The organism is Micromonospora sp. DT227, from assembly GCF_049841835.1.
In the GTDB taxonomy this organism is placed as follows: Bacteria; Actinomycetota; Actinomycetes; order Mycobacteriales; family Micromonosporaceae; genus Micromonospora.
Genome location: NZ_JBNCLA010000007.1, coordinates 64,193 through 86,896 on the forward strand (window position 1 = coordinate 64,193; position 22,704 = coordinate 86,896).

A 22,704-nucleotide genomic window follows, 5' to 3' on the forward strand; every position below is an offset into this window, starting at 1 on the left:
GCACCTGGACGGGTGGGGATCGCCTGCGGCAACCCACCGGAAGCCGACGACCAGGCACCCCACCCGTCCCGGCATCACCCAAGATCCAGGAACCAGTTCAACGGCGGTCCAAGGCCGATGGCCAACCCCGCCCTCCGGCGTGAGCCGCCCTCTCCGGCGGTGCCAGGAGACACCACGAACACCACCGACGGACACCGCTCCGGCGTCCGGTGGCAGTTCGTCGCCCGTCCCCTGCCACCCCTTGAGGAGAAAATCGTGTCCGCACTCACCGCCGGCCGTGACGCCCAGGCCCTGCACCGCGCCGCTACCCCGGACTACTTCGGCTGGCTGGAGCACACCCGCGCCGCCGGAGGCTGCACCCGCCCGATCCGCCTGGCCGGAACCCTCACTGCCGTCGAACCCGGCACCGGCCGGGTCCTGGCCGAGCAGCACACCGACGAACTGCCCGACCGGACGCTCTACAAGGCGTGCGGCAACCGCCGTGCCGCCCAGTGCCCCGACTGCGCCTGGGTCTACGCCGGTGACGCCTTCCAGGTGGTCCGCTGCGGCCTCACTGGCGGCAAGACCGTCCCCGCCACCGTCAGCGCGCATCCGGTCGTCTTCGCCACCTTCACCGCGCCGTCGTTCGGCCCGGTGCACCACCGGCACATCCCCCGCCACACCTGCGCCAGCCGGCGGCGCTGCGACTGCCGGCCCGCACCCTGCCGCGCCCGGAGCACCGCCGGCACCTGCCCACATGGGCAGCCCGCAGCCTGCTTCACCCGCCACGACGCCGACGATCCGCAGCTCGGTCGACCGCTCTGCCTGAACTGCTACGACCACGACCATCAGGTCATCTGGAACTACTTCTCGGGCGAGCTGTGGCGACGCACGAAACAGGCCATCGAACGCCACCTGACCTCAGCGTGCCGCCGACGCGGCATCCCCCACGTCCAGGTCGTCACCGACTCCGGCCGAATCCGGCGGGTGCCTCCGGTGCGGGTGTCCCACGGCAAGGTCGCCGAGATGCAGCGCCGGGGCGCGGTGCACTTCCACGTCCTGCTGCGCCTCGACGGCGTCGACCCCCACGACCGGCACGCCTTGGCGCCGCCGCCGGTCGGCATCACCGTCGACGACCTCGACGACGCCGTCCACGCCGCCACCCGACAGATCACCGTCACCACCCCGCCGCACCCCGACCGCCCGCAGGGCTGGCCGATCGCCTGGGGCGAGCAGGTCGACGTACGCCGCATCGGCGTCAGCGACGGCGACGTGACCGACGCTAGGGTCGCCGCCTACCTCGCCAAGTACGCCACGAAGTCCACCGAGGTCACCGGCCACTGCTCCACCCGACTCACCCCGGATACCGTCGATGCCTACGCCGACCCTGAAGGCGACCACCTCGCCCGCCTCATCGACGCCTGCTGGCGACTCGGCCGCCCCACCTGGCACCACACCACCCGGACAGTCAGAAACACAGAAGACCGTCAAGGCGACCTTGACCCCACACCCAACGAATACGCCGGGCTGCGCCGCTGGGCGCACATGCTCGGCTACGGCGGCCACTTCCTCACCAAGGCCCGCCGCTACTCGGTCACCTTCGGCCTGCTCCGCGACACCCGCGCCGTCTACCGCCGCACCGAGCATGCCGACACGGCCGACAGCGACGACACCGCCGGCACGGTCACCGTGGGCATGCTGGCCTTCGTCGGCTCCGGCTGGCTCACCGACGGGGATGCCCTGCTCGCCAACACCGCCGCCGCCCAACGCCGCGAACGCCAACGCGTCGGCCGGGAAGAACTCGCCCATGAGGCGTGGCCGGGGGTGGCGGCATGACCCGGCACCTCGCCCCGCGCTGGTACTCGCCCGCTGAGGTCGCCGTCCTGCTCGGCTTCGGCCTGTCCAAGGTCAAGATGAAGATCGCCACCGGCGAGCTGCGCTCCATCAAGGACGGCAAGTACCGCCGCGTCCTGCCCGAGTGGGTCGACGAGTACGTCCGCGAGCAGGTCGAGCGGCAGGAGGCCGCCTGATGCCCGGACGCACCCGCGCCAACGGCGAAGGCTCGATCTACCCGTACCGCAACGGCTTCGCCGCGTACGTCTGGGTCACCAAGCCCGACGGCAGGCGCACCCGCAAGTACGTCTACGGACAAACCCGGGAAGCCGTCCACGACAAGTGGATCAAGCTGCACCAGCAGGCCAAGGCCGGGCCGGTCGCCACCCGGGTGCCGACGCTCGGCGACTACCTGACCTACTGGCACCGGGAGGTCGTGCGCCCCAACCTCGCGCCGCTGACCTGCGCCACCTACGAGACGATCCTCCGGCTGTACGTGATCCCCGGCCTCGGCGGAAAGCGGCTCGACCGGCTCCAGGTGCGCGACGTCCAGACGTGGATCAACGAGGTGGCCCGCACCTGCCAGTGCTGCGCCCAGGACAAGGACGCCCGCCGCCCGGAACTCAGAAAGCGATGCTGTGCGCTCGGTCGGTGCTGCGGTGACGTGCCGTCCGCCCGCACCGTCAAGGACGTCCGAGGTGTGCTGCGCTCGGCGCTTAACCATGCCGCGACCGAGGAACTGGTCACCCGCAACGCCGCCGCCCTGGTCAAGCTCCCACCAGTCCGCCGCCGGAAGGGCCGTGCCTGGACCAGCGACGAGGCCCGTCGCTTCCTGGAGTCCGCGCGGGCCGACCGCGACCCGCTGTACGCCGCGTACGTGCTGATCCTGGTGCTCGGCCTGCGCAAGGGTGAGGTGCTCGGCCTCACCGAGGACGCGGTTGACCTGGCGGCGGGGGAACTGTCGATCGGCTGGCAGTTGCAGCGGGTCGGCGGCCAGCTGCTGCACCGGGAGACCAAGACGCAGACATCGGACGCCACCCTCCCGCTGCCGGACATCTGCGCGGCGGCGCTCACCCTCCGCCAGCAGGCGAGGAAGAACGACCGCGATCACGCGGGGATCGCCTGGCAGGGCTCGCGGCTGCTGTTCACCACCCGTTACGGAACTCCGGTCGAGCCGCGTAACTTCAACCGCTCCTGGGACGCCCGCTGCGCCCGTGCCGGGGTCCGGAAGATCACCGTGCACGACGCCCGGCGTACCTGCGCGACCCTGCTCGTCGACCTGGACGTGCATCCGCGCGTCATCATGCAGGTGCTCCGGCACGCCGAGGTGTCGGTCACGATGGAGATCTACTCGCAGGCGTCCTCGGATGCCACCCGCGACGCCCTCAAGCGCCTGGGCGAGAGCCTGCGGTAATCACCGCCGCTGCTGTACTCGACTGCTGTACGAATGCATCAGGGGCCACTCTCATCGATGGAGAGTGGCCCCTGACCTCGGTCGGGGTGGCCGGATTCGAACCGACGACCTCTTCGTCCCGAACGAAGCGCGCTACCAAGCTGCGCCACACCCCGAGGCGTGCCGACAAATAGTAGCCCACCCGTCTCCGGGGTCCAACTCGGTACCCCCCACCCCACGCGACGCCTGGATCTTGGTGCGGATTCGCCCCGCCGAGGGCCGATCCGTACCAAGATCCCCAGAGGTGAGCGTCAGCGGGGGATCAGGGTCAGGATGCTCGCCTCGGGTGGGCAGGCGAAGCGCACCGGGGCGGTCGGGTGGGTGCCCAGGCCGGCGGAGACGTGCAGCCAGGAGTCCGAGCCGGGCCAGCGGTGCAGCCCGCGCGCCATCGACCGGGGCAGCCCGCAGTTGGTCACCAGCGCGCCGTACCCGGGCACGCAGACCTGCCCGCCGTGGGTGTGCCCGGCCAGCAGCAGCCCGAAGCCGTCGGCGGCCATCCGGTCCAGCACCGCCGGCTCCGGTGAGTGGGCCAGCGCGATCGACAGCGCGACCTCGGCGCCGACCGGCCCGGCCACCGCGTCGTAGTCGTCCCGCTCGATGTGCGGATCGTCCACGCCGACGACCTCGATCGCCCGCCCGCCGGCCTTGAGCGTGGTGCGGGCGTTGTTCAGGTCCGCCCAGCCGGCGCCGGTGAGGATGCCGCGCAGTTCCTCGTACGGCAGCGACACGCCCTCGGTGTACTCCCGGTCGGGCAGGAAGTAGGAGAACGGGTTCTTCAGCACCGGCCCGGTGTAGTCGTTGGAGCCGAACACGAACGCGCCGGGCAGGTCGAGCAGCGGCTGGAGCGCGCGCAGCACGCCGGGCACCGCCTCCGGGTCGGCCATGTTGTCGCCGGTGACCACCACCAGGTCCGGGTCGAGCGCCGCCAGCGAGGCCACCCAGTCCTGCTTACGCCGCTGGTTGGGCATCATGTGCAGGTCCGACAGGTGGAGCACGCGCAGCGGTTCGGCGTCGGTCGGGAGCACCGGCACGTCGTACCGGCGGAGGGTGAACAGGTTGCGCTCGACGAGCGACGCGTAGGCCAGTGTGGCCGCGCCGGCGGCGGCGGTTCCGGCCGCGAGCCGGAATAGTGTGCGCTTTCGCATGCTGTTCAGGGTAGTTTCACCGACCATGAGCACGCTGAAGGACCGTCTCACCACCGACATGCGCGCCGCGTTGAAGGCGCGCGACGAGCTGACCACCTCCACGCTACGGATGGCCCTCGCGGCCGTCGGCAACGCCGAGGTCGCCGGCCGCGAGAAGCGCGAGCTCAGCGACGACGAGGTGCTCGCGGTGCTGACCAAGGAGGCGAAGAAGCGGCGCGAGGCGGCCACCGCGTTCGCCGACGCCGGGCGCGCGGAGCAGGCCGGCAAGGAGACCGCCGAGGGCGAGGTGCTGGAGCGTTACCTGCCGAAGCAGCTCCCCGACGACGAGCTGGCCGAGCTGGTCTCGGGGGCGCTCGCCGCGGGCGGCTTCACCGGCAAGGCGCAGATGGGCCCGGCCATGAAGGCGGCCCAGGCCGCGGTGACCGGCCGGGCCGAGGGGGGTCGGGTCGCCGCCGAGGTACGCCGCCAGCTCGGCCTGTAGACGCGCCGACCGCAACGGAACGGGCGGGCACCCGCTGGGGTGCCCGCCCGTCGTCGTTGTTCGCCGGTCAGCCGCGGCCAGGGCGTCCCGGTCGGCCGTTGCCGTTGCCCGGCGGGTTCGCCGGACCGCCCGGCCCGGTGGAGTCGCCCGGCTTCGGCGCGCCCTGGCCGGAGCTGACCTCGATCAGCACCACGCCGCCCTTGATGGTGCGCCCGTCCGGGCTGGTGCCGGCCGCGGTGCCCGCCGGGCACTCCGACGGCACCTTGTTGCTGGACACCACCGGCTCGAAGCCGGCACCCTTGATCCGCGACTTGGCGGTGTCGACGGACTCGCACTTCACGCCGGGGATCGAGCGCTGGTCACCCATCACGATCTTGCCGTCCGGCGGGGTGAAGTTCTTCCGTTCCTTGCCCTTCATGGCGTCCCGCAGCGTCTCGTAGACCGCCGGGTTGATGCCGTTGGGCACGTCGTGGCCCATCTGCTGGTTGGTCTGCGCCCAGTCCGGGTCGGCCATGATGCCGGCCACCGCGTACTGCTTGGTCATGGCGACCAGGGCGGACGTCTTCTCCGAGTCGGTGGTGCCGGACTTGCCGGCCACCGGCGCCTTGACGATGCCGCGGACGTTGCCTGCGGTGGCGGTGCCGCACTTCGACGTGGTGGAGCGGTCACCGACCGGGCAGCGGGCGGCGTCCACGGCGGCGCGGGCCACCTCGGTGCTGACCCGCTGCTCGCAGCGCGGGTTGGCGATGTCGAGCTTGTCGCCGTCCGGGCCGCGGATCTCCTGTACCGGGATCGGCTCGCAGTACTTCCCGTCGGCGGCCAGCGTGGCGTACGCGTTGGCCAGCTCCAGCGGGGTGGTCTGCGAGACGCCGAGGCTGAACGCGCCCCACTGGTGCGGGTTGGCCGCGAGCTTGGCGTCCTCCGACGAGCGGAAACTGATACCGAGCTTCTGCGCCGCCTTGACCACGTTCTCCGCGCCGACCCGCTGCTGGAGGTCGATGAAGAACGTGTTCACCGAGAAGCCGAAGCCGCTCCACATGTTGTGCATGCCGGCCATCGACTCGTTGGCGTTCTGCGGGCAGTACTTGTTGGTGCCCGGGCAGGCGGCCGGGGAGTTGAACTCGACCGGGTAGTCGGACTTGAAGACCTTCTGCGCGTTGATGCTGTAGCTGAGCGGGTAGCCCTTCTCCAGCGCGGCCACCAGCGTGAAGATCTTGAAGGTCGAGCCGGCCTGGTAGCCGGAGATGCCGGGGCCGCCGGTGACCAGCGGGTTCACCGTGTTCGGGTAGTTGCCCCGGATCTTCTTCTTCGCCTTGCGCGGGTCACTGGAGAGCTTGTTCTGCGGGTTCTTCGGGTCGTCGATCTTGAACTTCCGGTTCACCGCCACCGCCCGGACCCGGCCGGTGCCGGGCTCGATCGCGGCCACCATCCGGGCCGCCTTGCTGCTCTCGCTCAGGTGGTTGCGGACCGCCTTGTCGGCGGCCTTCTGCGCCTGCACGTCCATGCTGGTGACGATGGTGTAGCCGCCGCTCTTGAGCCGCCGCTCCCGGTCGTACGAGGTGCCGCCGAACGTCTCCTGCTGGAGCCACCAGCGGTAGAAGTAGTCGCAGAAGAAGCCCCAGGAGTTGGTGTTGGTCTGCACGCAGCCGTTCGGCGTGCGCTTGTCCCGCACCTGGAGCTTGATCTTCTTGGCGGCGTCCGCCTCGGGCTGGGTGATCGCGCCGGTCTGCACCATGTTCTGGATGACGTAGTCGCGCCGACCGACTGCCTCCGGGTAGCCGGCCTTGGTGGTCGGGTCGAACGCGGTCGGCGCCTTCACCATGCCGGCGAGCATCGCCGACTCCTGGATGTCGAGCTTGCTCGGCGGCTTGCCGAAGTAGACCTGGCTGGCGGCGTAGACGCCGTACGCGCCGTTGCCGAACGCGGCGATGTTCAGGTAGCGCTCCAGGATCTCGTCCTTGGAGAGCTCCTTGTCGATCTGGAGCGCCAGGCTCATCTCGCGCAGCTTGCGGGTGCTGGTGTCCTCGGTCGCGGCGACCACGTCGGCCGGGTGGGTGGCCGAGTAGGAGATGGCCAGCCGGACGTACTGCATGGTGAGCGTGGACGCGCCCTGCCGGGACGAGCCGGTGGACTGGTTGTTGACGAACGCCCGGGCGACGCCGTTGAGGTCCACGCCGTTGTGCTTGTAGAAGTCGTGGTCCTCGGCCGCGATGATGGCCTTGACCATGTACGGCGAGATGTCCTTGAGCTTGACGTCCTTGCGGTTCTCGTCGTACATGGTGGCGAGCGGCGTCTTGCCGTCGGAGGCGAGCAGATAGGTGATCTGCGGGGCCCGGGCCACCGTCAACTCCTTGGGCAGCGCGCCGAACGTCTCCGAGCCGGCCTTCGCGGCAAGCCCGGTCATCGCCACCGCGGGGAAGGCCGCCGCGGCGACCACCACGCCGGCCAGCAGGCCGCAGATCAGCAGCGATGCGGCGTTGGTGAAGACATTGTGGTCACGTTTCCGCATCCAGGTCACCTCGACAGGGTACGCGAGCAGGGATCGGCCGGCGCACGGGGAACTTTCCCCATTTCCATCCCGCGCCGTCCTCGTTGTGCTAAACGCACGAACCCTGGCACAGGGTTGCGTGAGATCCGCAGAAGTCTCCGCCGATCGGGGGATCGGCGCGGCGTTTTTCCGTACCGGAGCCGGGTAGACGGCCGGCGAAGGCCCGGCACGCCGGGAGTGTCCGGAAATTAGGGATTTCGCCGACAACGTTGCGTAATCGGGTGACTACACAGCATGATGGTGACGGCGATCGCAGCCACACGTCGTCCGTGCCGCCCTGGGGAGGCCGGCCGGACGACCGGGGGGAAGTTCGCGGCTGCTCGCGCGACGTCGGTAAGTACTGCAAGGGGGGACGTGTACAGATGGGCATGATCACTGACTGGCCGTCACTGGCGGCGTGTCAGAACGGGGACCCGGACGCGTTGTTCGTACAGGGCGCCGAACAGAACGTGGCGAAGAGGATCTGCCGGAGCTGCCCAGTTCGGTACGAGTGCCTGGCCGACGCGCTCGACAACCGGATCGAGTTCGGCGTGTGGGGCGGCATGACCGAACGCGAGCGCCGCGCGTTGCTCCGCCGTCACCCGCAGGTGACGAGCTGGCGCAAGATGTTCGAGGCGGCCATGAGGAAGAACGCCAAGGAGAAGGCCGGCAAGGACAAGATCCTGGTCACCACCGCCACCTCCTGACGGGGCCCGGCCGGCGGGTTCACCGCCGGCTGATCGCCTCGCCGATCGTCCGCAGCCCGTCGACGTCGTGCACGTCGGCGGGCTGCGCCGGCACCGACACCGCCGGCACCGCCGGGAACGCCTCGGTGAACCGGGCCGCCACCCGCTCCTCGCGGACCGCCTGCTGGGCCAGCGCGGCGTGCGCGCGCAACACCTCGACGGTGCCCTCGTGCCCGCCGACGCCGGCCAGTCGCTCCGCGGCGGCCAGGCTCCGCTCCGCGGACAGCCCCGGCGCGGCGGGCTGGTGCACCCGGTTGAGCACCAGCCCGGCCAGCGGCATCCGCTCGTCCCGCAACCGGCCCGCGAAGTAGGCGGCCTCCCGGACCGCGTCCGACTCCGGCGCCGCGACCAGCAGGAACGCGGTCTCGTCGGCCTGGAGGATGCGGTACGTCTGCTCGGCCCGCTGCCGGAACCCGCCGAACATCGAGTCGAGCGCGGCGACGAAACCGGACAGGTCGGTGAGCAGTTGTGCGCCGAGCACCTTCTGCACCACCTTGGAGAACATCCCGAAGCTCGCCGTCACCAGGCTGAACATGCTCCGCCCACCGCTGCGCGCCGGGGCCAGCAGCAGCCGCAGCATCCGGCCGTCGAGGAACCGGGACAACCGGGCCGGCGCGTCGAGGAAGTCGAGCGCGGAGCGCGACGGCGGCGTGTCCACCACGATCAGGTCCCAGTCGCCGCGGGCGTGGAGCTGGCCCAGCTTCTCCATCGCCATGTATTCCTGCGTGCCGGCGAAGGTGGAACTCATCGCCTGGTAGAAGGGGTTGGCGAAGATCTCCGCCGCCTTCGCCGGGTCGGTGTGCTGGAGCACCACGTCGTCGAACGTGCGCTTCATGTCGAGCATCATGGCGTGCAGCTCACCGCCGCTGGTCTCGACGTCGAGGCCCTTGACCTGCCGGGGGGTGTTGTCCAGCTCGGTCAGGCCGAGCGACTGGGCCAGCCGGCGGGCCGGGTCGATGGTGAGCACCACCGTCCGCCGGCCGTGCCGCTCGGCCGCCCGCAGCGCCAGCGCCGCGGCGGTGGTCGTCTTGCCCACGCCGCCCGCCCCGCAGCAGACCACGATCCGCACGCCGGGGTCGGCGAGGATCTGGTCGACGTCCAGCGGAGGCGCCGCGTCTTCGGAAGGCACCAATCGAGCGTATCGGTCCCGAGGGGCTCTCTGCTCCGCAGCCGGCCCCAGGTGTGAGTCAATCCGCCCGGACGAGCGTCTCGGCCAGCGTCTCCAGCCCGGCCCGGTCGACCCCGTCGGGCAGCAGCGGCAGCTCGATCAGGGGCAGCCCCAACTCCACCAGGTCACCGCGGAGCGAATCCTCCAGCTCGCGGCGTACCCGCTGGTCGCGGGCCTCCTCGGCGAGGCCGGCCACGGTCCGGGCGTCGGTCGGCAGGCCGGCGGCGGCCAACCCCCGCTTCAGCTCGGCCGCGGTCACCGGGCGACCGGCCGGCACCGGCGGACGGACGCCGTTGACGATCACCTGGCCGACCGGGAAGCCGAACTGGGTCAGGTCGGCCACCGCGTCGAGCGTCTCCTGGACCGGCATCTCCTCCAGCAGCGTGACCACGTGCACCGCCGTCATCGGGGAGCGGAGCAGCGCGGAGACACCCTCGCTCTGGGTCTTGATCGGGCCCACCTTGGCCAGCCGGGCGGTTTCCGCGGTGACGTTGAGGAAGCGCCCGATCCGCCCGGTCGGCGGCGCGTCCAGCACCACCGCGTCGTACGCCCGGCGGGACCCCGCGGCGCGGGTGGTGGCCTCCTTCACCTTGCCGGTGAGCAGCACGTCACGCAGCCCGGGGGCGATCGTGGTGGCGAAGTCGATCGCCCCGAGCTTGCGCAGCGCCCGGCCGGCGGCGCCGAGCTTGTAGAACATGTCCAGGTATTCGAGGAGCGCCTCCTCGGCGTCGACCGCCAGCGCCCGCACCTCACCGCCGCCGGGCGCGTCGGTGAGGTGCCGCTCCTCGTACGGCAGCGGGTCGGTGCCGAAGAGCTGGGCGATGCCCTGCCGGCCCTCGACCTCGACCAGCAGCGTGCGCCGGCCCCCGGCGGCCAGCCTGAGGGCCAGCGCGGCGGCCACGCTGGTCTTCCCGGTGCCACCCTTGCCGGTCACCACGTGCAGGCGGCCCGGCCATCTGCCGGCGGACTCGGCCGGCTGCTCACTCGCTGCCATCCGTCGAGCCTAACCAGCCGTCGGGATCAGCCGACCTCGCAGACCCACCAACCCGTCTTCCGCACCACGGTGAAGCGCAGGTCCTGATCGGCGACCTTCTCGTCGGCGGTGGTCATGGTGACCTTGGTGGAGACCGTGGCGCGGTCCCCGGTCTGGTTGTCGACCGTCGGGTTGGTCCAACGGAAGCGGGGGTTCTGGTACTGCCCGGCGTACTTCTGCACCTCGGCGACCTTGGCGGCGATCTTCTCGTCGTCGCGGGCCGCGGAGCAGACGAACGTGGCCGCCTTGTCGGCGTCCCGCTCCTGGTAGACGGCCTTGAGGAAGCCGTCCACCGCCACCTGCGGCTCCGGTGCGCCCTGGCCGTCCGCGCCGTCGCGGAGGGCGAGGAACGCGGCGGTGCCACCGCCGCCGCACAGCAGGACCGCCGCGGCCAGCACGAGCGAGACGATCAACAGGGTCGGGCGTTTGCGCGGCGGCGCGCCGGACGGGTACGGCGGGTGGCCGAGCGCGGGCGGTGGGCCGGCGCCGGGCGGTGGCTGACCGGGCCCGGTCGGCGGGAGGGCCCCGGCGGATGCGGGCTGCGGGATCGGTTCGCCGGGCGTGCCGGTCGGGCCACCGGCGGGCGGTTGGGTCATCGGTCTCCCCCGGGTTGCGGCGCGCCCGTCGCCGCCCCAGGCGACGGGCACGGGGTCGAGGTGGTGGGTGCGCGACCGCGCGCGCCCAGTCCGGAAGGGTAGCGGTCGGCGGGCCACTTGCCAGCCCCCGCGTCATGGCGTGCCGGACGCGAGAGCGCCATCGCGTTTCGGACCAGCATTGTGTCACATATGTGACTCGACGTGATCATTCATGCGCGTCCCGTTGTCGGAATGGCCGGCCACGTCCTACGTTCGTCGCGACACGGCGGCCGGACCGGGGGATTCCGAGCCGCGCAGTGGTGCCCATGAGCAGGTACGACGTCCGGAGGCAGCGGATGCGCGACGCGGAGAACGTTCCCCGAGCCCAGTTTCCCCCCGGTGACCGGGCCGCCCGGCCCGGGGACGCCGACGGCCCCGGCGCGGGCACACCGTTCAACGAGCGCTCGTACCGGCCCCCGGTCGAGGTGGTCCGCACGCTGCTCCGGCCGGCCGGTCGCCGGCGGGACGAGGATGAGCCGGGCTACGTCATCCACCTGCCGGTGCGGGTGCCCGACCTGGCCGCCGCGACCGCGCTCGCCGGCATCGTGGCCACCTCGCTCGGCTTCCTGGCCGAGCTGGACGCCGGCGAGACCACCGTCTCCACCGCCGACGACCAGAACAACCGGCACCGCGTCTTCTGCGACCTGCTGCTGCCCGACCGCAGTCGCTGCCCGCAGCGCTACGAGCACGAGGGCCCCTGCGGCGAGTCGCCCGCCCCGGAGCAGCGTCCCGCGTCTGGCTGAGGCGGTCGGACCGTAGGCTGTGCCTGACCGAAGTCCAAGTCAGGCAAGGGAGCCTTCCTCCGATGCAGAAGTGGGAATACGCCACGGTCCCGCTGCTGGTCCACGCGACCAAGCAGATCCTCGACAACTGGGGCGAGGACGGCTGGGAGCTGGTCTCCGTGGTGCCCGGACCGAACCCGGAGCAGCTCGTCGCGTACCTGAAGCGTCCGAAGGGCTGACCAATGAGCAACGGACCCCACGCGAAGCTCGCCGAACTCGGTCTGGCGCTGCCCGAGGTGGTGCCGCCGGTGGCCAGCTACGTGCCGGCCGTCCAGTCCGGGCAGCACGTCTACGTCTCCGGTCAGCTCCCGATGGCCGACGGCAAGCTGCTCGCCACCGGCAAGGTCGGCAACGGTGTCTCCGCCGAGCAGGCGAAGGACCTGGCGGAGCGGTGCGCGTTGAACGCGCTCGCCGCGATCGACGCGCTGGTCGGGCTGGAGAACGTCGTCAAGATCGTGAAGCTGTCCGGCTTCGTGGCCAGCGCGCCCGGCTTCACCGGCCAGCCCGGCGTCATCAACGGCGCCTCCGACCTGTTCGGCGCCGTCTTCGGCGAGGCCGGCCGGCACGCCCGTAGCGCGGTCGGCGTGGCGGAACTCCCCCTCGACGCCCCGGTCGAGGTCGAGGTCATCGTCGAGGTCGCGTAACCCGCCTCCGTGATCTTGCAGGTCCCGCCCCGGCAGAAGCCTCGAACGAGGACAAACCCGGGGCCGGACCTGCAAGATCGCGGGGGATGGCGGATGGGGTCGTACGATCGCTGCCATGGGTGGGCGTGTGACGGGGGCCGCAGGGGCTCTCGCGGAAGAGTTGCCGGGATGGGTTTCGCTGCTGCGGGCGCCCAACCCGGGGCCGATGACGCTCGACGGGACGAACACCTGGGTGCTGCGAGCCGGGCCGGACGCGCCGGCCGTGGTGGTCGACCCGGGCCCCGCCGACGAGGGGCACCTGGCCGCGATCGCGGCGCACGGGCCAATCGGCTGGGTGCTGATCACGCACGGGCACCCGGACCACACCGAGGGCGCGCCCCGACTGCGTGAGCTGCTCGGCGGCGTGCCGGTGCTCGCCGCCGACCCGGCGCACACCGCCGGGGGTGAGCCGCTGACCGCCGCGACCACGCCCGACGCCGGCCTCGGCCTCCGGCTGCTGCCCACCCCCGGGCACACCGCCGACTCGGTCTGCCTGCTGGTCGAGCACGCCGGTGAGCGGGTGGTGCTGACCGGCGACACCATTCTCGGCCGGGGCACCACCGTGGTCGCCCACCCGGACGGGCACCTCGGGGACTACCTCGCCAGCCTGGAGCTGCTCTCGACGTACCGGGGGATCCCGGCGCTGCCGGGCCACGGCCCGGCGCTCGCCGACTGCGGCGCGGCGGCCGAGTTCTACCTGGCCCACCGGCGGGCCCGACTCGACCAGGTGCGCGCCGCGGTGGCCGCGGGCGCCCGCACCGCGCCCGAGGTGGTCGCCGTGGTCTACGCCGACGTCGACCGGTCGCTGTGGTGGGCCGCCGAGTGGTCGGTCCGCGCCCAGCTCGAACACCTCGGAGTGGAGCAGCCGTGACCTGCCCGGTGTGCGGGACCGTCGCCGTGCCCGGGGCGCGGTTCTGCCACAACTGCGGGGCGGCGCTGCCGGCCGCCGCCACGCTGCCGGCCGCCGAGCGCCGGGTGGTCACCGTGCTCTTCGGTGACCTCTCCGAATTCACCTCCTGGTCGGAGGACCTGGACCCGGAGCGGGTCGGCGCGGTCACCGACCGGGTGCTCGCCGCGCTGGCCGGCGCGGTCAAGACGTTCGGCGGGCACGTCGACAAGCTCACCGGCGACGGGATCATGGCGGTCTTCGGCGCGCCGGTCGCGCACGAGGACGACGCCGAGCGGGCGGTCCGCGCGGCGCTGTCCATGCAGCGGGCGGTCCGCCGGGTGCTCGACGACGAGCGGGGCGGCGGCGCGCCGCTCGGCCTGCGGGTCGGGCTCAACACCGGGGACGTCATCGCCGGCATCCAGGCCGCCATCGAGTACACCGTCATCGGCGACACGGTGAACACCGCCGCGCGCCTCGCCGACGCCGCCGCGGTCGGCGCGATCTACGCCGGCGCGCGGACCTCCAGCGCGACCCGGCACGTCGCCTCCTGGCGGGCGCTGCGCCCGTTGCGGCTCAAGGGCAAGCGTGAACCCGTGGAGGCGTACGAGCTGCTGGGCCTGCTGGACGCGCCGGGCACCCGGTCCGGCCTGGGCGACGAGGCGCCCTACGTGGGCCGGGAGACCGAGATCGGCCGCATGGCCGGCCGGCTCGCCGAGGTGATCGACCGGGGTGAGCCCCGGGTGCTGCTGATGACCGCCGAGGCGGGCATCGGCAAGTCCCGGTTCGCCGCCGAGGTGGAGCGCCTCGCCGCCGGCTACGACGTCGGCGCCGGCCGGTACGCGGCCCACACCGGCGCCCGGGTGCTGTCGGTCCGCTGCGCCGCGTTCGGCGAACGACGCCGGCTGGCGCCGCTGGCCGACCTGGTCCGCGCCGCGGTCGGCCTGCCCAGCGACGCGGCGACCGGGGTGACCCGGCCGGCCGTCGAGGAACGCCTGCGTCGGCTCGGCCAACGCCTCGCCCGGCTCCCCGGCGACCCACCGCCGATCGCCGTGGACCAGCTCCTGGCCCTGCTCGGGTACGCCGAGCTGCCACCCGCCACGGAGAGCGTCGAGTGGAACGCCGCCACCGGACCGGCGGACGCCGATGTGGTGCCGAACGCGGTCGCGGACCTGCTCAGCGCGCTGGCCGGCGAGGCCCCGCTGGTGATCGTGGTGGACGACCTGCACGACGCCACCGCCGAGACGGTCAAGGCGCTCGCGTTGACCCTCAACCGGCTCGCCGGGCCGGTGCTGGTACTGCTGCTCGGCCGTCCCGAGCTGGTGCGTACCGCCGGCGCGCTCACCCGGCTCGCGGACGCCGAGGTGCACGCGTTGCCGCCGCTGCGCGGCGCGGACGCGGCCCGGCTGCTCACCAGCTACCTGGCCGGGGGCCGACTGCCCCAGGCCGACGCGGACCGGCTGCTCGCCACCGCCCAGGGCAACCCGTTCTACCTGGCCGAACTGGTCACGCTGCTGATGGAACGCGGCGCGCTGACCGCCGGCGTGGGGCGGGGCGCGGACGTGGCCTGGCGGCTGGCCCCCGGCTCGCTGGGCAGCCGACTGCTCTCCCGGGACCTGGCCGCCGTGCTCGCGGCGCGCATCGACGCGCTGCCACCGGACGCCCGCTCGGTGCTGCGCGACGCCGCGGTGGTCGGCGACACGGTGGCCGCCGGCGCGCTGGAGGCGCTGCGCGAGCAGCGGGTCGGGCGGGACGGGCGGCCCGCCGCGGTGGCCGCGGTCGAGCTGGACCGGGCCGTCGAGGAACTGCTGCAACGTCGCATGCTGCACCGCACCCGCACCGGGTTCGCGTTCGCCACCCCGCTGATGCGGGAGGCCGCGTACACCGGGGTGAGCAAGGCGGAGTTGGCCGAGCGGCACGCCGCGCTGGCCCGCTGGGCCGCCCCGGAGAGCGTGACCGAGGCGGGCACCCCGGCGGGCGGGTTCACCGAGGCGGCCCGCGACGACTTCGTCGCCGAGCACGTCGAGCGGGCCACCGCGCTCGCCGACGCGGTCAAGCTCCGCCCGGACGCGCCGGCCCGCGCGGTCGCCGGCCTGGGCGTGGCGGCGCTGGGCCGGGCCGCCCGCCGGTCGCTGCGCGTCGGCGAGCCGGCGCTTGCCGTCGAGTACGCCGAACGCGCGGCCGAACTGGCCCGTGGCGCGGTGCCCCCGGCCGACCGGGTGGTGCACGCCCGCGCGTTGTTGCAGATCGGCCGCCCGACCGACGCGCTCGCCGCGGCCGAGAAGATCGCCGCGAACGCCGGCGAGGCCGCCACCCGGGCCGCGGCGCTGCTGCTGGCCGGGCAGGCCCAGCAGACACTGGGCGACGCCGAGCGCGCCGAGCGCAGCTACTCCGAGGCGTTGCAGGTGGCCACCGCCGCCGACCTGCCCACGCTGCGGGCCTCGGCGATGCGCCGGCTCGGCATGGCCGACTTCATCGCCGGCCGGCTGGGCCAGGCGAGCAGCCGGCTGGCCGCCTCCTACCAGGTCAGCCTCGCCGCGAAGGATCCGCGCGGGCAGGCCTGGTCGTTGCAGAACCTGGCCTGGGTGACCACCACCCGGGGCGACTTCGCCGGCACCGACGCGGTGCTCGGCCGGGCCGCCCGGCTGTTCGCCGAGCTGAAGGACCCGTACGGGCGGGCCTGGCTGCGCGGCACCACCGCGTTCGCCCGGCTGCTCGCCGGCCGGCTGCGCGAGGCGTGCCGGCTGGCCCAGGTGTTCCTGCCGTTCGGGGAGCGGGTCGGCGAGGCGTGGGCGGTGGGCACGCTACGGGCGGTCGAGGCGTACGCCACCGCCGAGCTGGGCGACCTCGCCGAGGCGGACCGCGCGGCGCGGCGCGCGTACCGGGACTTCGCCGAGGTGGGCGACGACTGGGGGCAGGGCTTCGCGCTCGTGGTGCGCGGGGTGGTGGCGCGCGGGCTGGGCGAGCCGGAGCATGCCGCCGACCTGTTCTCCGACGCGTTGGAGTACGCCGCCCGCACCACCCATCCGCTGCTCACCGGCATGGCCGGCACGCTGCGCGGCTTCGTCGCGCTGGACATGGGCGACTGCGAGACCGCCGAGCGGGAGGCGCGGTCGGTGCTGACCAGTGTGGAGCCGCACAACCCGCAGGCGCCGGCCCAGGTCGCGCCGCGGGTGCTGCTCGCGATGGCCCGGGTCGCGGCCGGTGACCCGGGGACCGCGGTGGGACTGCTCGCCCCGGTGGCCATGGTGGCGGCGAACGCGCCCTCGCTGCTGATCTCCCGGCGGCAGACGATGGCCCGGTATTCTGCCGCGCTGCTCGCCCACGGCCAGCGGGAGCAGGCGTTGGACTGGGCGCAGCGGGCGGTCGCCGCCCCCGCCGAGGACGTCCGCAGCCAGGTGGTGGCCGGGCTGGCGCTGGCCGAGGCGCTGGACGCCGCCGGCCGCCCGGCGGAGGCGCTGGCCAGCGCCGAGGAGGCGGTCCGCCTGGCGTACGCCACCGAGCAGCTCAGCGAGCGGGCCGCCGCGGACGCGCTGCGGTCGCGCCTCGCCGGCTGAGCACCCCTGTTCTGTCGGTTCCGGGGATGTGCTCGTCGGTGGGGCCGGTTAGCGTGGGGCGGCCGGCGAGCGCCGTCGGAGGAGTTCGTGGGGAGGGACGATGAGGCTGCCGCGCTCCGGCGCCGGCTGGACGATCGCGGTCTTCGGGCTCCTGGCGCTGCTGCTCGGCGCGTTGGGTCTGCTCTGGCCGGAGACGCAGCTGCGCCTGCTCGGCTTCGAGGTGCCGGCCGAGCGTGCCCCCGGTGACTACACCGGCACGTTCCTCACCGCGTCCTCGATGGCCTCGTTCAACATGGGGGTCTACTACCTGCTCGCGGTGGCCACCGAGTGGCGTCCGTTCTACCGGTTCACGGTCTGGTTCCGGCTGGTCACGTTCACCGTTTTCACCATCGCGGTGCTCTCCGACGTCGCGCCGGACCGGTTCTTCGGGGTGGCCGCCTGGGAGGGGCTGGGCGCGCTCGCGACCGCCGCCGGCCTGTGGTGGGACGCCCGTCGGGGAGCCGCCGCTCCGGCGGTCCCGACCCGGTCGGACGACTCCGCGCCGGCGCCCGCCTCCGACGCGGCGCGCTGACCGACCGGGACCGTTGGGTATTTTCGAGCCGTGACCGAGACCCCGCCCGGCGCCATGCGGCTGCCCATCGTGCCCGGTCTGACCGACCTGTCAGTGTTCGCCCGTGGCGGTTACGCCACCGTCTACCGGGCCACCCAGATCTCGGTGGGGCGCGAGGTGGCCGTCAAGGTCGAGAACCGGACGCTGAACAACGAGCGCGACCAGGCCCGCTTCCTGCGCGAGGCCCGCGCCGCCGGGCGGATGTCGTCGCACCCGCACGTGGTCGACCTCTTCGACGTCGGGGTCACCGTCGACCAGCACCCCTACCTGATCATGGAGCTGTGCGACGGCTCGTACGCGGAACGGATGCGCACCTCGCCGCTCGACGCGTCGGAGACCCGCGACCTCGGCGTGAAGATCGCCGACGCGCTGGCCCACTCGCACGCGGCCGGCGTGCTGCACCGCGACGTCAAGCCGGCCAACATCCTGCACTCCGAGTTCAACTCGGCAGTGCTCGCCGACTTCGGTCTGGCGGTGCTGGCCGAGGTGCGCGACGCCTCGGTGACGCTGGAGGTGCTCACCCCGGCGTACGCGCCGCCGGAGATGTTCAACCACAGCCCGCCCAGCCCGGCCGTCGACGTCTACGCGCTCTGCGCCACGCTCTACGCGGTGATGCACGGCCGGCCGCCGCGCTGGCAGTCCGAGCGCAACCCGAGCCTGGTCACCGTGCTGGAGATGTTCCAGCACCCGATCCCGGGTCTGCCCGGGGTGCCCGACGAGCTGATCGACGTGCTGCGCCTGGGCATGTCCAACGACCCGGGCGAGCGGCCCTCCGCCGTCGAGCTGCGCGGCCTGCTCGCCGCGCTCCCGCTCGACCCCGGCACCCCGACGCCCCCGATCGTCGGCAGCCGGTACGACCGCACCGGCGGCCCGTACGACCGTAGCGGCGGGCCGAGCCCGCGGCAGCCGGTCCGGGACGACCACCCGACCGTGCCGACGCGGAGCCGGCGCTGGCCGAGGCGCTGGTTCCTCGGCGGAGCCGGGATGCTGGCGTTGGCCGCCTCGGCCGCCGGCGGCGCGTGGCTGGCCGGCGGCACCCCGCCGGTGGTGTCGCCGACCCCGGTGGCCAGCGGCGCGGCCGGGATGACGCCGCTGCCCGGCTGCGCGTCCGCCGACGTCCGCCTCCCGGCCGGTGCGCGCTGTGCGCCCGAGTTGGAGTGCTACGGCCCGGTGCGCCTGCGCCGCGAACGCGCCGAGGCGAGCCGGGTGCCGTGCGACGGCCAGCACACCTGGGAGACCTACGCCGCCGGTGACCTGCCGAATGGTCTGACCGGGGCCGGCCACGACGCGGTCGCCGCTGATCCGGCCGTCCGCAAGGTCTGCAACGCGGGCACGTTCCGGCTGGTCAGCGGCGTCAAGTCGGGGACCGGGTGGAACCTGGAGGTGCTGCCGCCGGCCGAGAGCGAAGCCGACCGCACCTACCGCTGCCTGGCCGGGCAGGGGGTGAACGCGCTGGCCCGCCCCACGCTCACCGGTCGCTGAGCCCGATCGCCGCGCTCACCGGTCGCTGATCCCGTTCACCGTCCGCTGCTGTCGCACCGATCTCGGGTCGAGCGCCTCCAGCGTGTCGGCGTCGAGCGCGCCGGCCGCGCGCAGCCCGCGGACCGCCCGGGGGTCGAGCGTCTCCAGCGTGTCCGCGTCGACCGGAGCGCCGCCCGGGGTGCGCAGGTTCCGCACCGCGCGCGGGTCGATCGCCTCCAGCGTGTCGGCGTCCACGCCGTACCCCGGGTCGGGGGCCGGCCAGCCCTCGGCCGACGGTGCGGCGACCCCGCCGCCGGGCGACTGCCGGGCGGCGGTGATCGTCACGCCGGCGACCATGCCCAGCACGACGCAGACCAGGGCCAGCACCACCGACAGGATGCCGGGCGGTCGCCACACCGCCAGCGTCACCAGCGCCGCCACCGTCGCCGCGGACGCGGCGACGGCCTTCACCCGCGCATCGGACCTCGGGAACGAACTCACCCGACAAGCATGGCTTAGCGCGTCGACCTGTCAACCGTCGACCCGGGACGGCTTCCCGTCACTCCGACTCCACATCGGATCGCGAAAAGCGTCGATCGAGAAAAAATCGTTACATAACTCGGCATTTTGCGGCATCGGTCCGCTTTTGGGGGTCACTTCCAGTCGTGGGGGAATCCTAAAGTGACGGGGTCGAGGTGCTCCTCGACGGATCTGTTCCCCACCGGAAGGCAGTCACATGCCCCGTGTCATCCGGCTCCTCGCCGCAACCGGGATCGCCGGGATCCTCCTCGCCGGATCGGCCGTCTCGCCCGCCGTGGCCGCGCCGACACCGCAACCGCCGACGTACGACCGCACCAGCGCGGCCGAGGCACGTCGGGTGGACCGCGTACCGACGCCGAAGCTGGACTGGTACGCCTGCTACGACTACGCCGAGTGCACCACGGTCCGGCTCCCGCTGGACTACGACAACCCGAAGGGTGCCACCACCGAGGTCGCGCTGCTCCGGGTCAAGGCCCGCGACCAGCAGCACAAGATCGGCAGCCTGTTCCTCAATCCGGGCGGCCCGGGCGGCTCCGGCACCAGCATCGCGCTCGCCGCGCCCTACTTCCTCGGCGACGACCTGCTCGACCGCTTCGACGTGGTCGGCGTCGACCCGCGCGGCATCGAGGCCAGCGACAACATCCGCTGCTTCCGCACCGTCAGGGAGCAGACCCGGGCGTACGCCGGGCTGAACGTCGCGTTCCCGTGGACGAAGGCGGAGGAGAAGGCGTACGTCGCCGCCTCGAAGGCGGTCGGCACGGCGTGCTCGACCACCGGCAAGCCGCTGACCGGCGCGGCGTCCACCGCCGAGGTGGCCCGCGACATGGACGTGCTGCGCCGGGCGGTCGGCGACCAGAAGCTCAGCTACCTGGGCTTCAGCTACGGCACCGCGCTGGGCCAGTACTACGCCAACATGTTCCCGGACCGGTTCCGCGCGCTCGTCGTCGACGGTGTGCTCAACCCGAACGCCTGGGTCGGCCAGGGCCCGGCCCGCAACCAGCTCCAGGAGACGCGGCTGCGCAGCGCCGACGGCGCGTACCGGGCGCTGCACGAGATCCTGGTGCGGTGCGGCAAGGTCGGCGCGGAGCAGTGCGCGCTGGCCGCCGGCGGTGACCCGCTCGCCGGGTACGACACGGTGGCGAAGCGGCTGCGCAAGAAGCCGGCCGTGATCGACGACCCGGAGTACGGCTCGTTCACCGTCAGCTACGCCGACTTCGTCGGCGCCACGCTCAACGCGCTCTACGACCCGTACGGCTGGCAGTCGGTCGTGGACATCACCATGCAACTGCTGGCCGTGACCGACCCGGCCACCGGAAAGGCCGCCGCCGCGACGGCCCGCAGGGCGCTCGCCGCCCGTGCCGCGCAGGCCCGGCAGCAGCGGGGGTACGACTTCCCCTACGACAACGGGCTGGAGACGTTCCTGACCGTGGACTGCACCGACGCGTACCACCCGAGGAACGCGGACGCCTGGCCGGCGCTGACGGCCAGGGAGGACCAGCGGGCACCGTACTTCGGGCGGGCCTGGGCCTGGGGCACCGCGCCCTGCGCCCGGGGCACCTGGACGGTGCGCGACGAGGACGCCTACCCCGGCCCGTTCAACCGCACCACCGCCGCCCCGGTGCTCGTGGTCGGCAACTACTGGGACCCGGCGACCAGCTACCAGGGTGCGGTCAGCTCGGCCGCGCTGCTGCCGAACAGCCGGCTGCTGAGCAGCGACAGCTGGGGGCACACCGCGTACGGCACCTCGACGTGCGTGACCGGGAAGATCGACGCGTACCTGCTCACCGGCAAGCCGCCGGCCAAGGGTGCGCGCTGCGTCGGTGACGCCCAGCCGTTCCAGGAGGACCCGCCGACCGGACGGGTGGCCGCGTCCAAGAGCGAGCTGGCCCGTGCCGGCGCGCCCGGTCGGGGCGAGCCGAAGCGGCTGCCGCCGGTGAGCACGCCGCGGCCGGCGGTCGGCACGCTTACCGTCCGCTGACGGACCCCCGGGGTACGGCGGGCGATCGGGCGTCCGCCGTACCCCGGGCCGCAGGGCGCAGCGCATTGTGTGGTGGCCGCTACGCTGAGTTTCCCGTCGTCGTGTCCCGCGATCGAGGTGTCCGATGCCCGAGATCTCTTCCCGCCGGCTCCGCTCCCTCGCCACCACGTTGGCCGTGGCGCTGACGCTCACCCTGGCCGCCGCCGCCGGCTGCGACAACCGCCGCGAACCCCCGCTGCCCTCGGTGCTCGACAAGCTGCACGACTCGCACATCGACGGTCAAGCGAAGATCAAGATCGGGGTGTCGGAGACCGAGCCGCTGATGGGCGAGCTGCGCAACGGCGCGCACATCGGCTTCGACGTGGAGATCGCCCGCTACATCGCCGCGTTCCTCGGCTTCCAGGGTGAGCAGCGCATCCAGTGGGTGGCGCTGGCCACCGAGGACCGCATTCCCGCGCTCCAGGGCGGCACCGTCGACCTGATCGTGTCGAGCTTCTCGATGACCGAGGAGCGCCAGAAGCTGATCAGCTTCGCCGGGCCGTACTTCGTCACCACCCAGGAGGTGATGGTGCCGACGCGGCTGCGCGACCGGGTCCGCACCATCGAGGACCTGCGCCGGCCGGGGCTGCGCGTCTGCACCAGCGGCGGCTCCACCACCGAGGCGGAACTGGAGAAACACCAGGTCCGGGCGTACGTGGTGAAGACCGTCGGCGACTGCGTACGGGGCATCCGGGAGAAGCGGTACGACGTGGTCAGCTCCGACGAGACGATCCTGGCCGGCTTCCTGTCCCAGTACCCCACCGAGTTCGAGATCGTCGACATGCCGTTCGGCACCAGCGAGCTGCTCGGCATCGGTGTGCCGATCGGCGACCCGGCGCTGCGTGACCTGGTCGCGTTCGCGCTCCAGAAGAGCTACCTGGAAGGGCGGGACGGGATCAGCAGCCCGTGGCTGACCGCGTACAACCGCACGCTCGGGCCGTGGCTCAAGGCGGACAAGTCCCAGCCGCAGCCGCTGAACGTGCCGAAGCTCGTCGACTTCGACGACAAGGCGCCCCGGCGATGACCGCCCCGCCGGACGCCGTCCCGGCGGGCACTGCCGCTCCGGGCGCGGGCACTGCCGCTCCGGGCGCGGGCACTGCCGCTCCGGGCGCGGGCACCGCCGGCCCTGGGGCTGCCGCTGCCGGGACCGCCGGCCCCGGTGCCCCCG

Annotated in this window: 20 protein-coding genes and 1 tRNA gene; 14 read left to right on the forward strand and 7 right to left on the reverse strand. The window is 73.1% G+C overall.

Annotated features, from left to right (window positions below; translation table 11 throughout):
* The first annotated feature begins 255 nt into the window (after positions 1-255).
* From ACLQ2W_RS23230 to ACLQ2W_RS23240, 3 genes are read left to right on the forward strand one after another with little or no spacing between them, the layout of a single operon-like run.
* The gene (locus ACLQ2W_RS23230) at positions 256-1,815 is read left to right on the forward strand and encodes a replication initiator (protein WP_425788577.1); all 1,560 of its coding nucleotides are present in this window, start codon (positions 256-258) and stop codon (positions 1,813-1,815) included.
* Complete coding sequence (locus ACLQ2W_RS23235; protein WP_425788579.1) at positions 1,812-2,009, forward strand: excisionase family DNA-binding protein; 198 nt, start codon at positions 1,812-1,814, stop codon at positions 2,007-2,009. Before ACLQ2W_RS23230 ends, ACLQ2W_RS23235 begins: the two co-directional genes overlap by 4 nt.
* Positions 2,009-3,226: a tyrosine-type recombinase/integrase gene (locus ACLQ2W_RS23240; protein ID WP_425788581.1), complete on the forward strand. Its 1,218-nt coding sequence runs from the start codon at positions 2,009-2,011 to the stop codon at positions 3,224-3,226. The genes ACLQ2W_RS23235 and ACLQ2W_RS23240 overlap by 1 nt, the downstream gene beginning before the upstream one ends.
* An 81-nt stretch (positions 3,227-3,307) precedes the next feature.
* Here ACLQ2W_RS23240 and ACLQ2W_RS23245 read toward each other — a convergent pair.
* Positions 3,308-3,381 (reverse strand) — tRNA-Pro (locus ACLQ2W_RS23245).
* A gap of 135 nt (positions 3,382-3,516) precedes the next feature.
* Complete coding sequence (locus ACLQ2W_RS23250) at positions 3,517-4,410, reverse strand: metallophosphoesterase (protein WP_425788583.1); 894 nt, start codon at positions 4,408-4,410, stop codon at positions 3,517-3,519.
* Positions 4,411-4,435: 25 nt separating this feature from the next.
* On the opposite strand from ACLQ2W_RS23250, the gene ACLQ2W_RS23255 reads away from it, so the two are divergent.
* A complete protein-coding gene (locus ACLQ2W_RS23255) occupies positions 4,436-4,891 on the forward strand; it encodes a GatB/YqeY domain-containing protein (protein WP_425788585.1) in 456 nt (151 codons plus the stop codon).
* Between the two features lie 67 nt (positions 4,892-4,958).
* Here the strand turns inward: ACLQ2W_RS23255 and ACLQ2W_RS23260 are convergent, their stop codons facing one another.
* Positions 4,959-7,400 carry a transglycosylase domain-containing protein gene (locus ACLQ2W_RS23260; RefSeq protein WP_425788587.1) on the reverse strand — a complete coding sequence of 814 codons (2,442 nt, stop codon included), beginning with the start codon at positions 7,398-7,400 and terminating at the stop codon, positions 4,959-4,961.
* Between the two features lie 401 nt (positions 7,401-7,801).
* Here ACLQ2W_RS23260 and ACLQ2W_RS23265 point away from each other — a divergent pair, with 401 nt between their 5' ends.
* On the forward strand, positions 7,802-8,125 hold the full coding sequence (locus tag ACLQ2W_RS23265) for a WhiB family transcriptional regulator (RefSeq protein WP_107159621.1): 324 nt from the start codon (positions 7,802-7,804) through the stop codon (positions 8,123-8,125).
* Positions 8,126-8,144: 19 nt separating this feature from the next.
* Here ACLQ2W_RS23265 and ACLQ2W_RS23270 read toward each other — a convergent pair whose 3' ends face one another.
* Genes ACLQ2W_RS23270 through ACLQ2W_RS23280 form a run of 3 tightly spaced genes read right to left on the reverse strand, consistent with a single transcriptional unit; the run spans position 8,145 to position 10,961 of the window.
* A complete protein-coding gene (locus ACLQ2W_RS23270) occupies positions 8,145-9,296 on the reverse strand; it encodes an ArsA family ATPase (RefSeq protein WP_405091576.1) in 1,152 nt (383 codons plus the stop codon).
* A 55-nt stretch (positions 9,297-9,351) separates the two neighbouring features.
* Positions 9,352-10,326: an ArsA-related P-loop ATPase gene (locus tag ACLQ2W_RS23275; RefSeq protein WP_425788590.1), complete on the reverse strand. Its 975-nt coding sequence runs from the start codon at positions 10,324-10,326 to the stop codon at positions 9,352-9,354.
* A 26-nt stretch (positions 10,327-10,352) separates the two neighbouring features.
* Entirely contained in the window at positions 10,353-10,961 is a 609-nt protein-coding gene (locus tag ACLQ2W_RS23280) for a hypothetical protein (RefSeq protein ID WP_425788592.1), read from the reverse strand.
* 335 nt (positions 10,962-11,296) lie between these two features.
* Between ACLQ2W_RS23280 and ACLQ2W_RS23285 the strand changes: the two genes are divergently transcribed.
* The 7 genes from ACLQ2W_RS23285 (at position 11,297) to ACLQ2W_RS23315 (ending at position 19,000) form a co-directional block, all read left to right on the forward strand.
* Entirely contained in the window at positions 11,297-11,743 is a 447-nt protein-coding gene (locus ACLQ2W_RS23285; protein WP_107159615.1) for a hypothetical protein, read from the forward strand.
* A gap of 62 nt (positions 11,744-11,805) precedes the next feature.
* On the forward strand, positions 11,806-11,961 hold the full coding sequence (locus ACLQ2W_RS23290) for a DUF4177 domain-containing protein (protein ID WP_013289021.1): 156 nt from the start codon (positions 11,806-11,808) through the stop codon (positions 11,959-11,961).
* 3 nt (positions 11,962-11,964) lie between these two features.
* Positions 11,965-12,426, forward strand: coding sequence for a RidA family protein (locus ACLQ2W_RS23295; RefSeq protein WP_107159613.1), 462 nt, complete (start codon positions 11,965-11,967; stop codon positions 12,424-12,426).
* A gap of 115 nt (positions 12,427-12,541) precedes the next feature.
* Positions 12,542-13,336: an MBL fold metallo-hydrolase gene (locus ACLQ2W_RS23300; protein ID WP_425788594.1), complete on the forward strand. Its 795-nt coding sequence runs from the start codon at positions 12,542-12,544 to the stop codon at positions 13,334-13,336.
* Positions 13,333-16,908 carry an adenylate/guanylate cyclase domain-containing protein gene (locus tag ACLQ2W_RS23305; protein WP_425788596.1) on the forward strand — a complete coding sequence of 1,192 codons (3,576 nt, stop codon included), beginning with the start codon at positions 13,333-13,335 and terminating at the stop codon, positions 16,906-16,908. Before ACLQ2W_RS23300 ends, ACLQ2W_RS23305 begins: the two co-directional genes overlap by 4 nt.
* 100 nt (positions 16,909-17,008) lie before the next feature.
* Positions 17,009-17,479 carry a hypothetical protein gene (locus ACLQ2W_RS23310; RefSeq protein ID WP_425788598.1) on the forward strand — a complete coding sequence of 157 codons (471 nt, stop codon included), beginning with the start codon at positions 17,009-17,011 and terminating at the stop codon, positions 17,477-17,479.
* A 30-nt stretch (positions 17,480-17,509) separates the two neighbouring features.
* Positions 17,510-19,000 (forward strand): serine/threonine-protein kinase, encoded by a 1,491-nt coding sequence (locus ACLQ2W_RS23315; RefSeq protein ID WP_425788600.1) that lies wholly within the window; start codon positions 17,510-17,512, stop codon positions 18,998-19,000.
* A gap of 15 nt (positions 19,001-19,015) precedes the next feature.
* Here the strand turns inward: ACLQ2W_RS23315 and ACLQ2W_RS23320 are convergent, their stop codons facing one another.
* Positions 19,016-19,450, reverse strand: coding sequence for a hypothetical protein (locus ACLQ2W_RS23320; protein WP_425788602.1), 435 nt, complete (start codon positions 19,448-19,450; stop codon positions 19,016-19,018).
* A gap of 265 nt (positions 19,451-19,715) precedes the next feature.
* On the opposite strand from ACLQ2W_RS23320, the gene ACLQ2W_RS23325 reads away from it, so the two are divergent.
* Both ACLQ2W_RS23325 and ACLQ2W_RS23330 read left to right on the forward strand, forming a co-directional pair.
* Entirely contained in the window at positions 19,716-21,497 is a 1,782-nt protein-coding gene (locus ACLQ2W_RS23325) for an alpha/beta hydrolase (protein ID WP_425788604.1), read from the forward strand.
* A 124-nt stretch (positions 21,498-21,621) separates the two neighbouring features.
* Entirely contained in the window at positions 21,622-22,560 is a 939-nt protein-coding gene (locus tag ACLQ2W_RS23330) for a transporter substrate-binding domain-containing protein (RefSeq protein ID WP_425788606.1), read from the forward strand.
* Positions 22,561-22,704 lie beyond the last annotated feature (144 nt).

Excerpts from the sequence above, each read along its gene's own strand:
- ACLQ2W_RS23235 (WP_425788579.1), top strand. The coding sequence starts at position 1,812 with ATGACCCGGCACCTCGCCCCGCGCTGGTACTCGCCCGCTGAGGTCGCC.
- ACLQ2W_RS23240 (WP_425788581.1), top strand. The coding sequence starts at position 2,009 with ATGCCCGGACGCACCCGCGCCAACGGCGAAGGCTCGATCTACCCGTAC.
- ACLQ2W_RS23250 (WP_425788583.1), bottom strand. The coding sequence starts at position 4,410 with ATGCGAAAGCGCACACTATTCCGGCTCGCGGCCGGAACCGCCGCCGCC.
- ACLQ2W_RS23255 (WP_425788585.1), top strand. The coding sequence starts at position 4,436 with ATGAGCACGCTGAAGGACCGTCTCACCACCGACATGCGCGCCGCGTTG.
- ACLQ2W_RS23260 (WP_425788587.1), bottom strand. The coding sequence starts at position 7,400 with ATGCGGAAACGTGACCACAATGTCTTCACCAACGCCGCATCGCTGCTG.
- ACLQ2W_RS23265 (WP_107159621.1), top strand. The coding sequence starts at position 7,802 with ATGGGCATGATCACTGACTGGCCGTCACTGGCGGCGTGTCAGAACGGG.
- ACLQ2W_RS23275 (WP_425788590.1), bottom strand. The coding sequence starts at position 10,326 with ATGGCAGCGAGTGAGCAGCCGGCCGAGTCCGCCGGCAGATGGCCGGGC.
- ACLQ2W_RS23280 (WP_425788592.1), bottom strand. The coding sequence starts at position 10,961 with ATGACCCAACCGCCCGCCGGTGGCCCGACCGGCACGCCCGGCGAACCG.
- ACLQ2W_RS23285 (WP_107159615.1), top strand. The coding sequence starts at position 11,297 with ATGCGCGACGCGGAGAACGTTCCCCGAGCCCAGTTTCCCCCCGGTGAC.
- ACLQ2W_RS23290 (WP_013289021.1), top strand. The coding sequence starts at position 11,806 with ATGCAGAAGTGGGAATACGCCACGGTCCCGCTGCTGGTCCACGCGACC.
- ACLQ2W_RS23295 (WP_107159613.1), top strand. The coding sequence starts at position 11,965 with ATGAGCAACGGACCCCACGCGAAGCTCGCCGAACTCGGTCTGGCGCTG.
- ACLQ2W_RS23300 (WP_425788594.1), top strand. The coding sequence starts at position 12,542 with ATGGGTGGGCGTGTGACGGGGGCCGCAGGGGCTCTCGCGGAAGAGTTG.
- ACLQ2W_RS23310 (WP_425788598.1), top strand. The coding sequence starts at position 17,009 with ATGAGGCTGCCGCGCTCCGGCGCCGGCTGGACGATCGCGGTCTTCGGG.
- ACLQ2W_RS23325 (WP_425788604.1), top strand. The coding sequence starts at position 19,716 with ATGCCCCGTGTCATCCGGCTCCTCGCCGCAACCGGGATCGCCGGGATC.
- ACLQ2W_RS23330 (WP_425788606.1), top strand. The coding sequence starts at position 21,622 with ATGCCCGAGATCTCTTCCCGCCGGCTCCGCTCCCTCGCCACCACGTTG.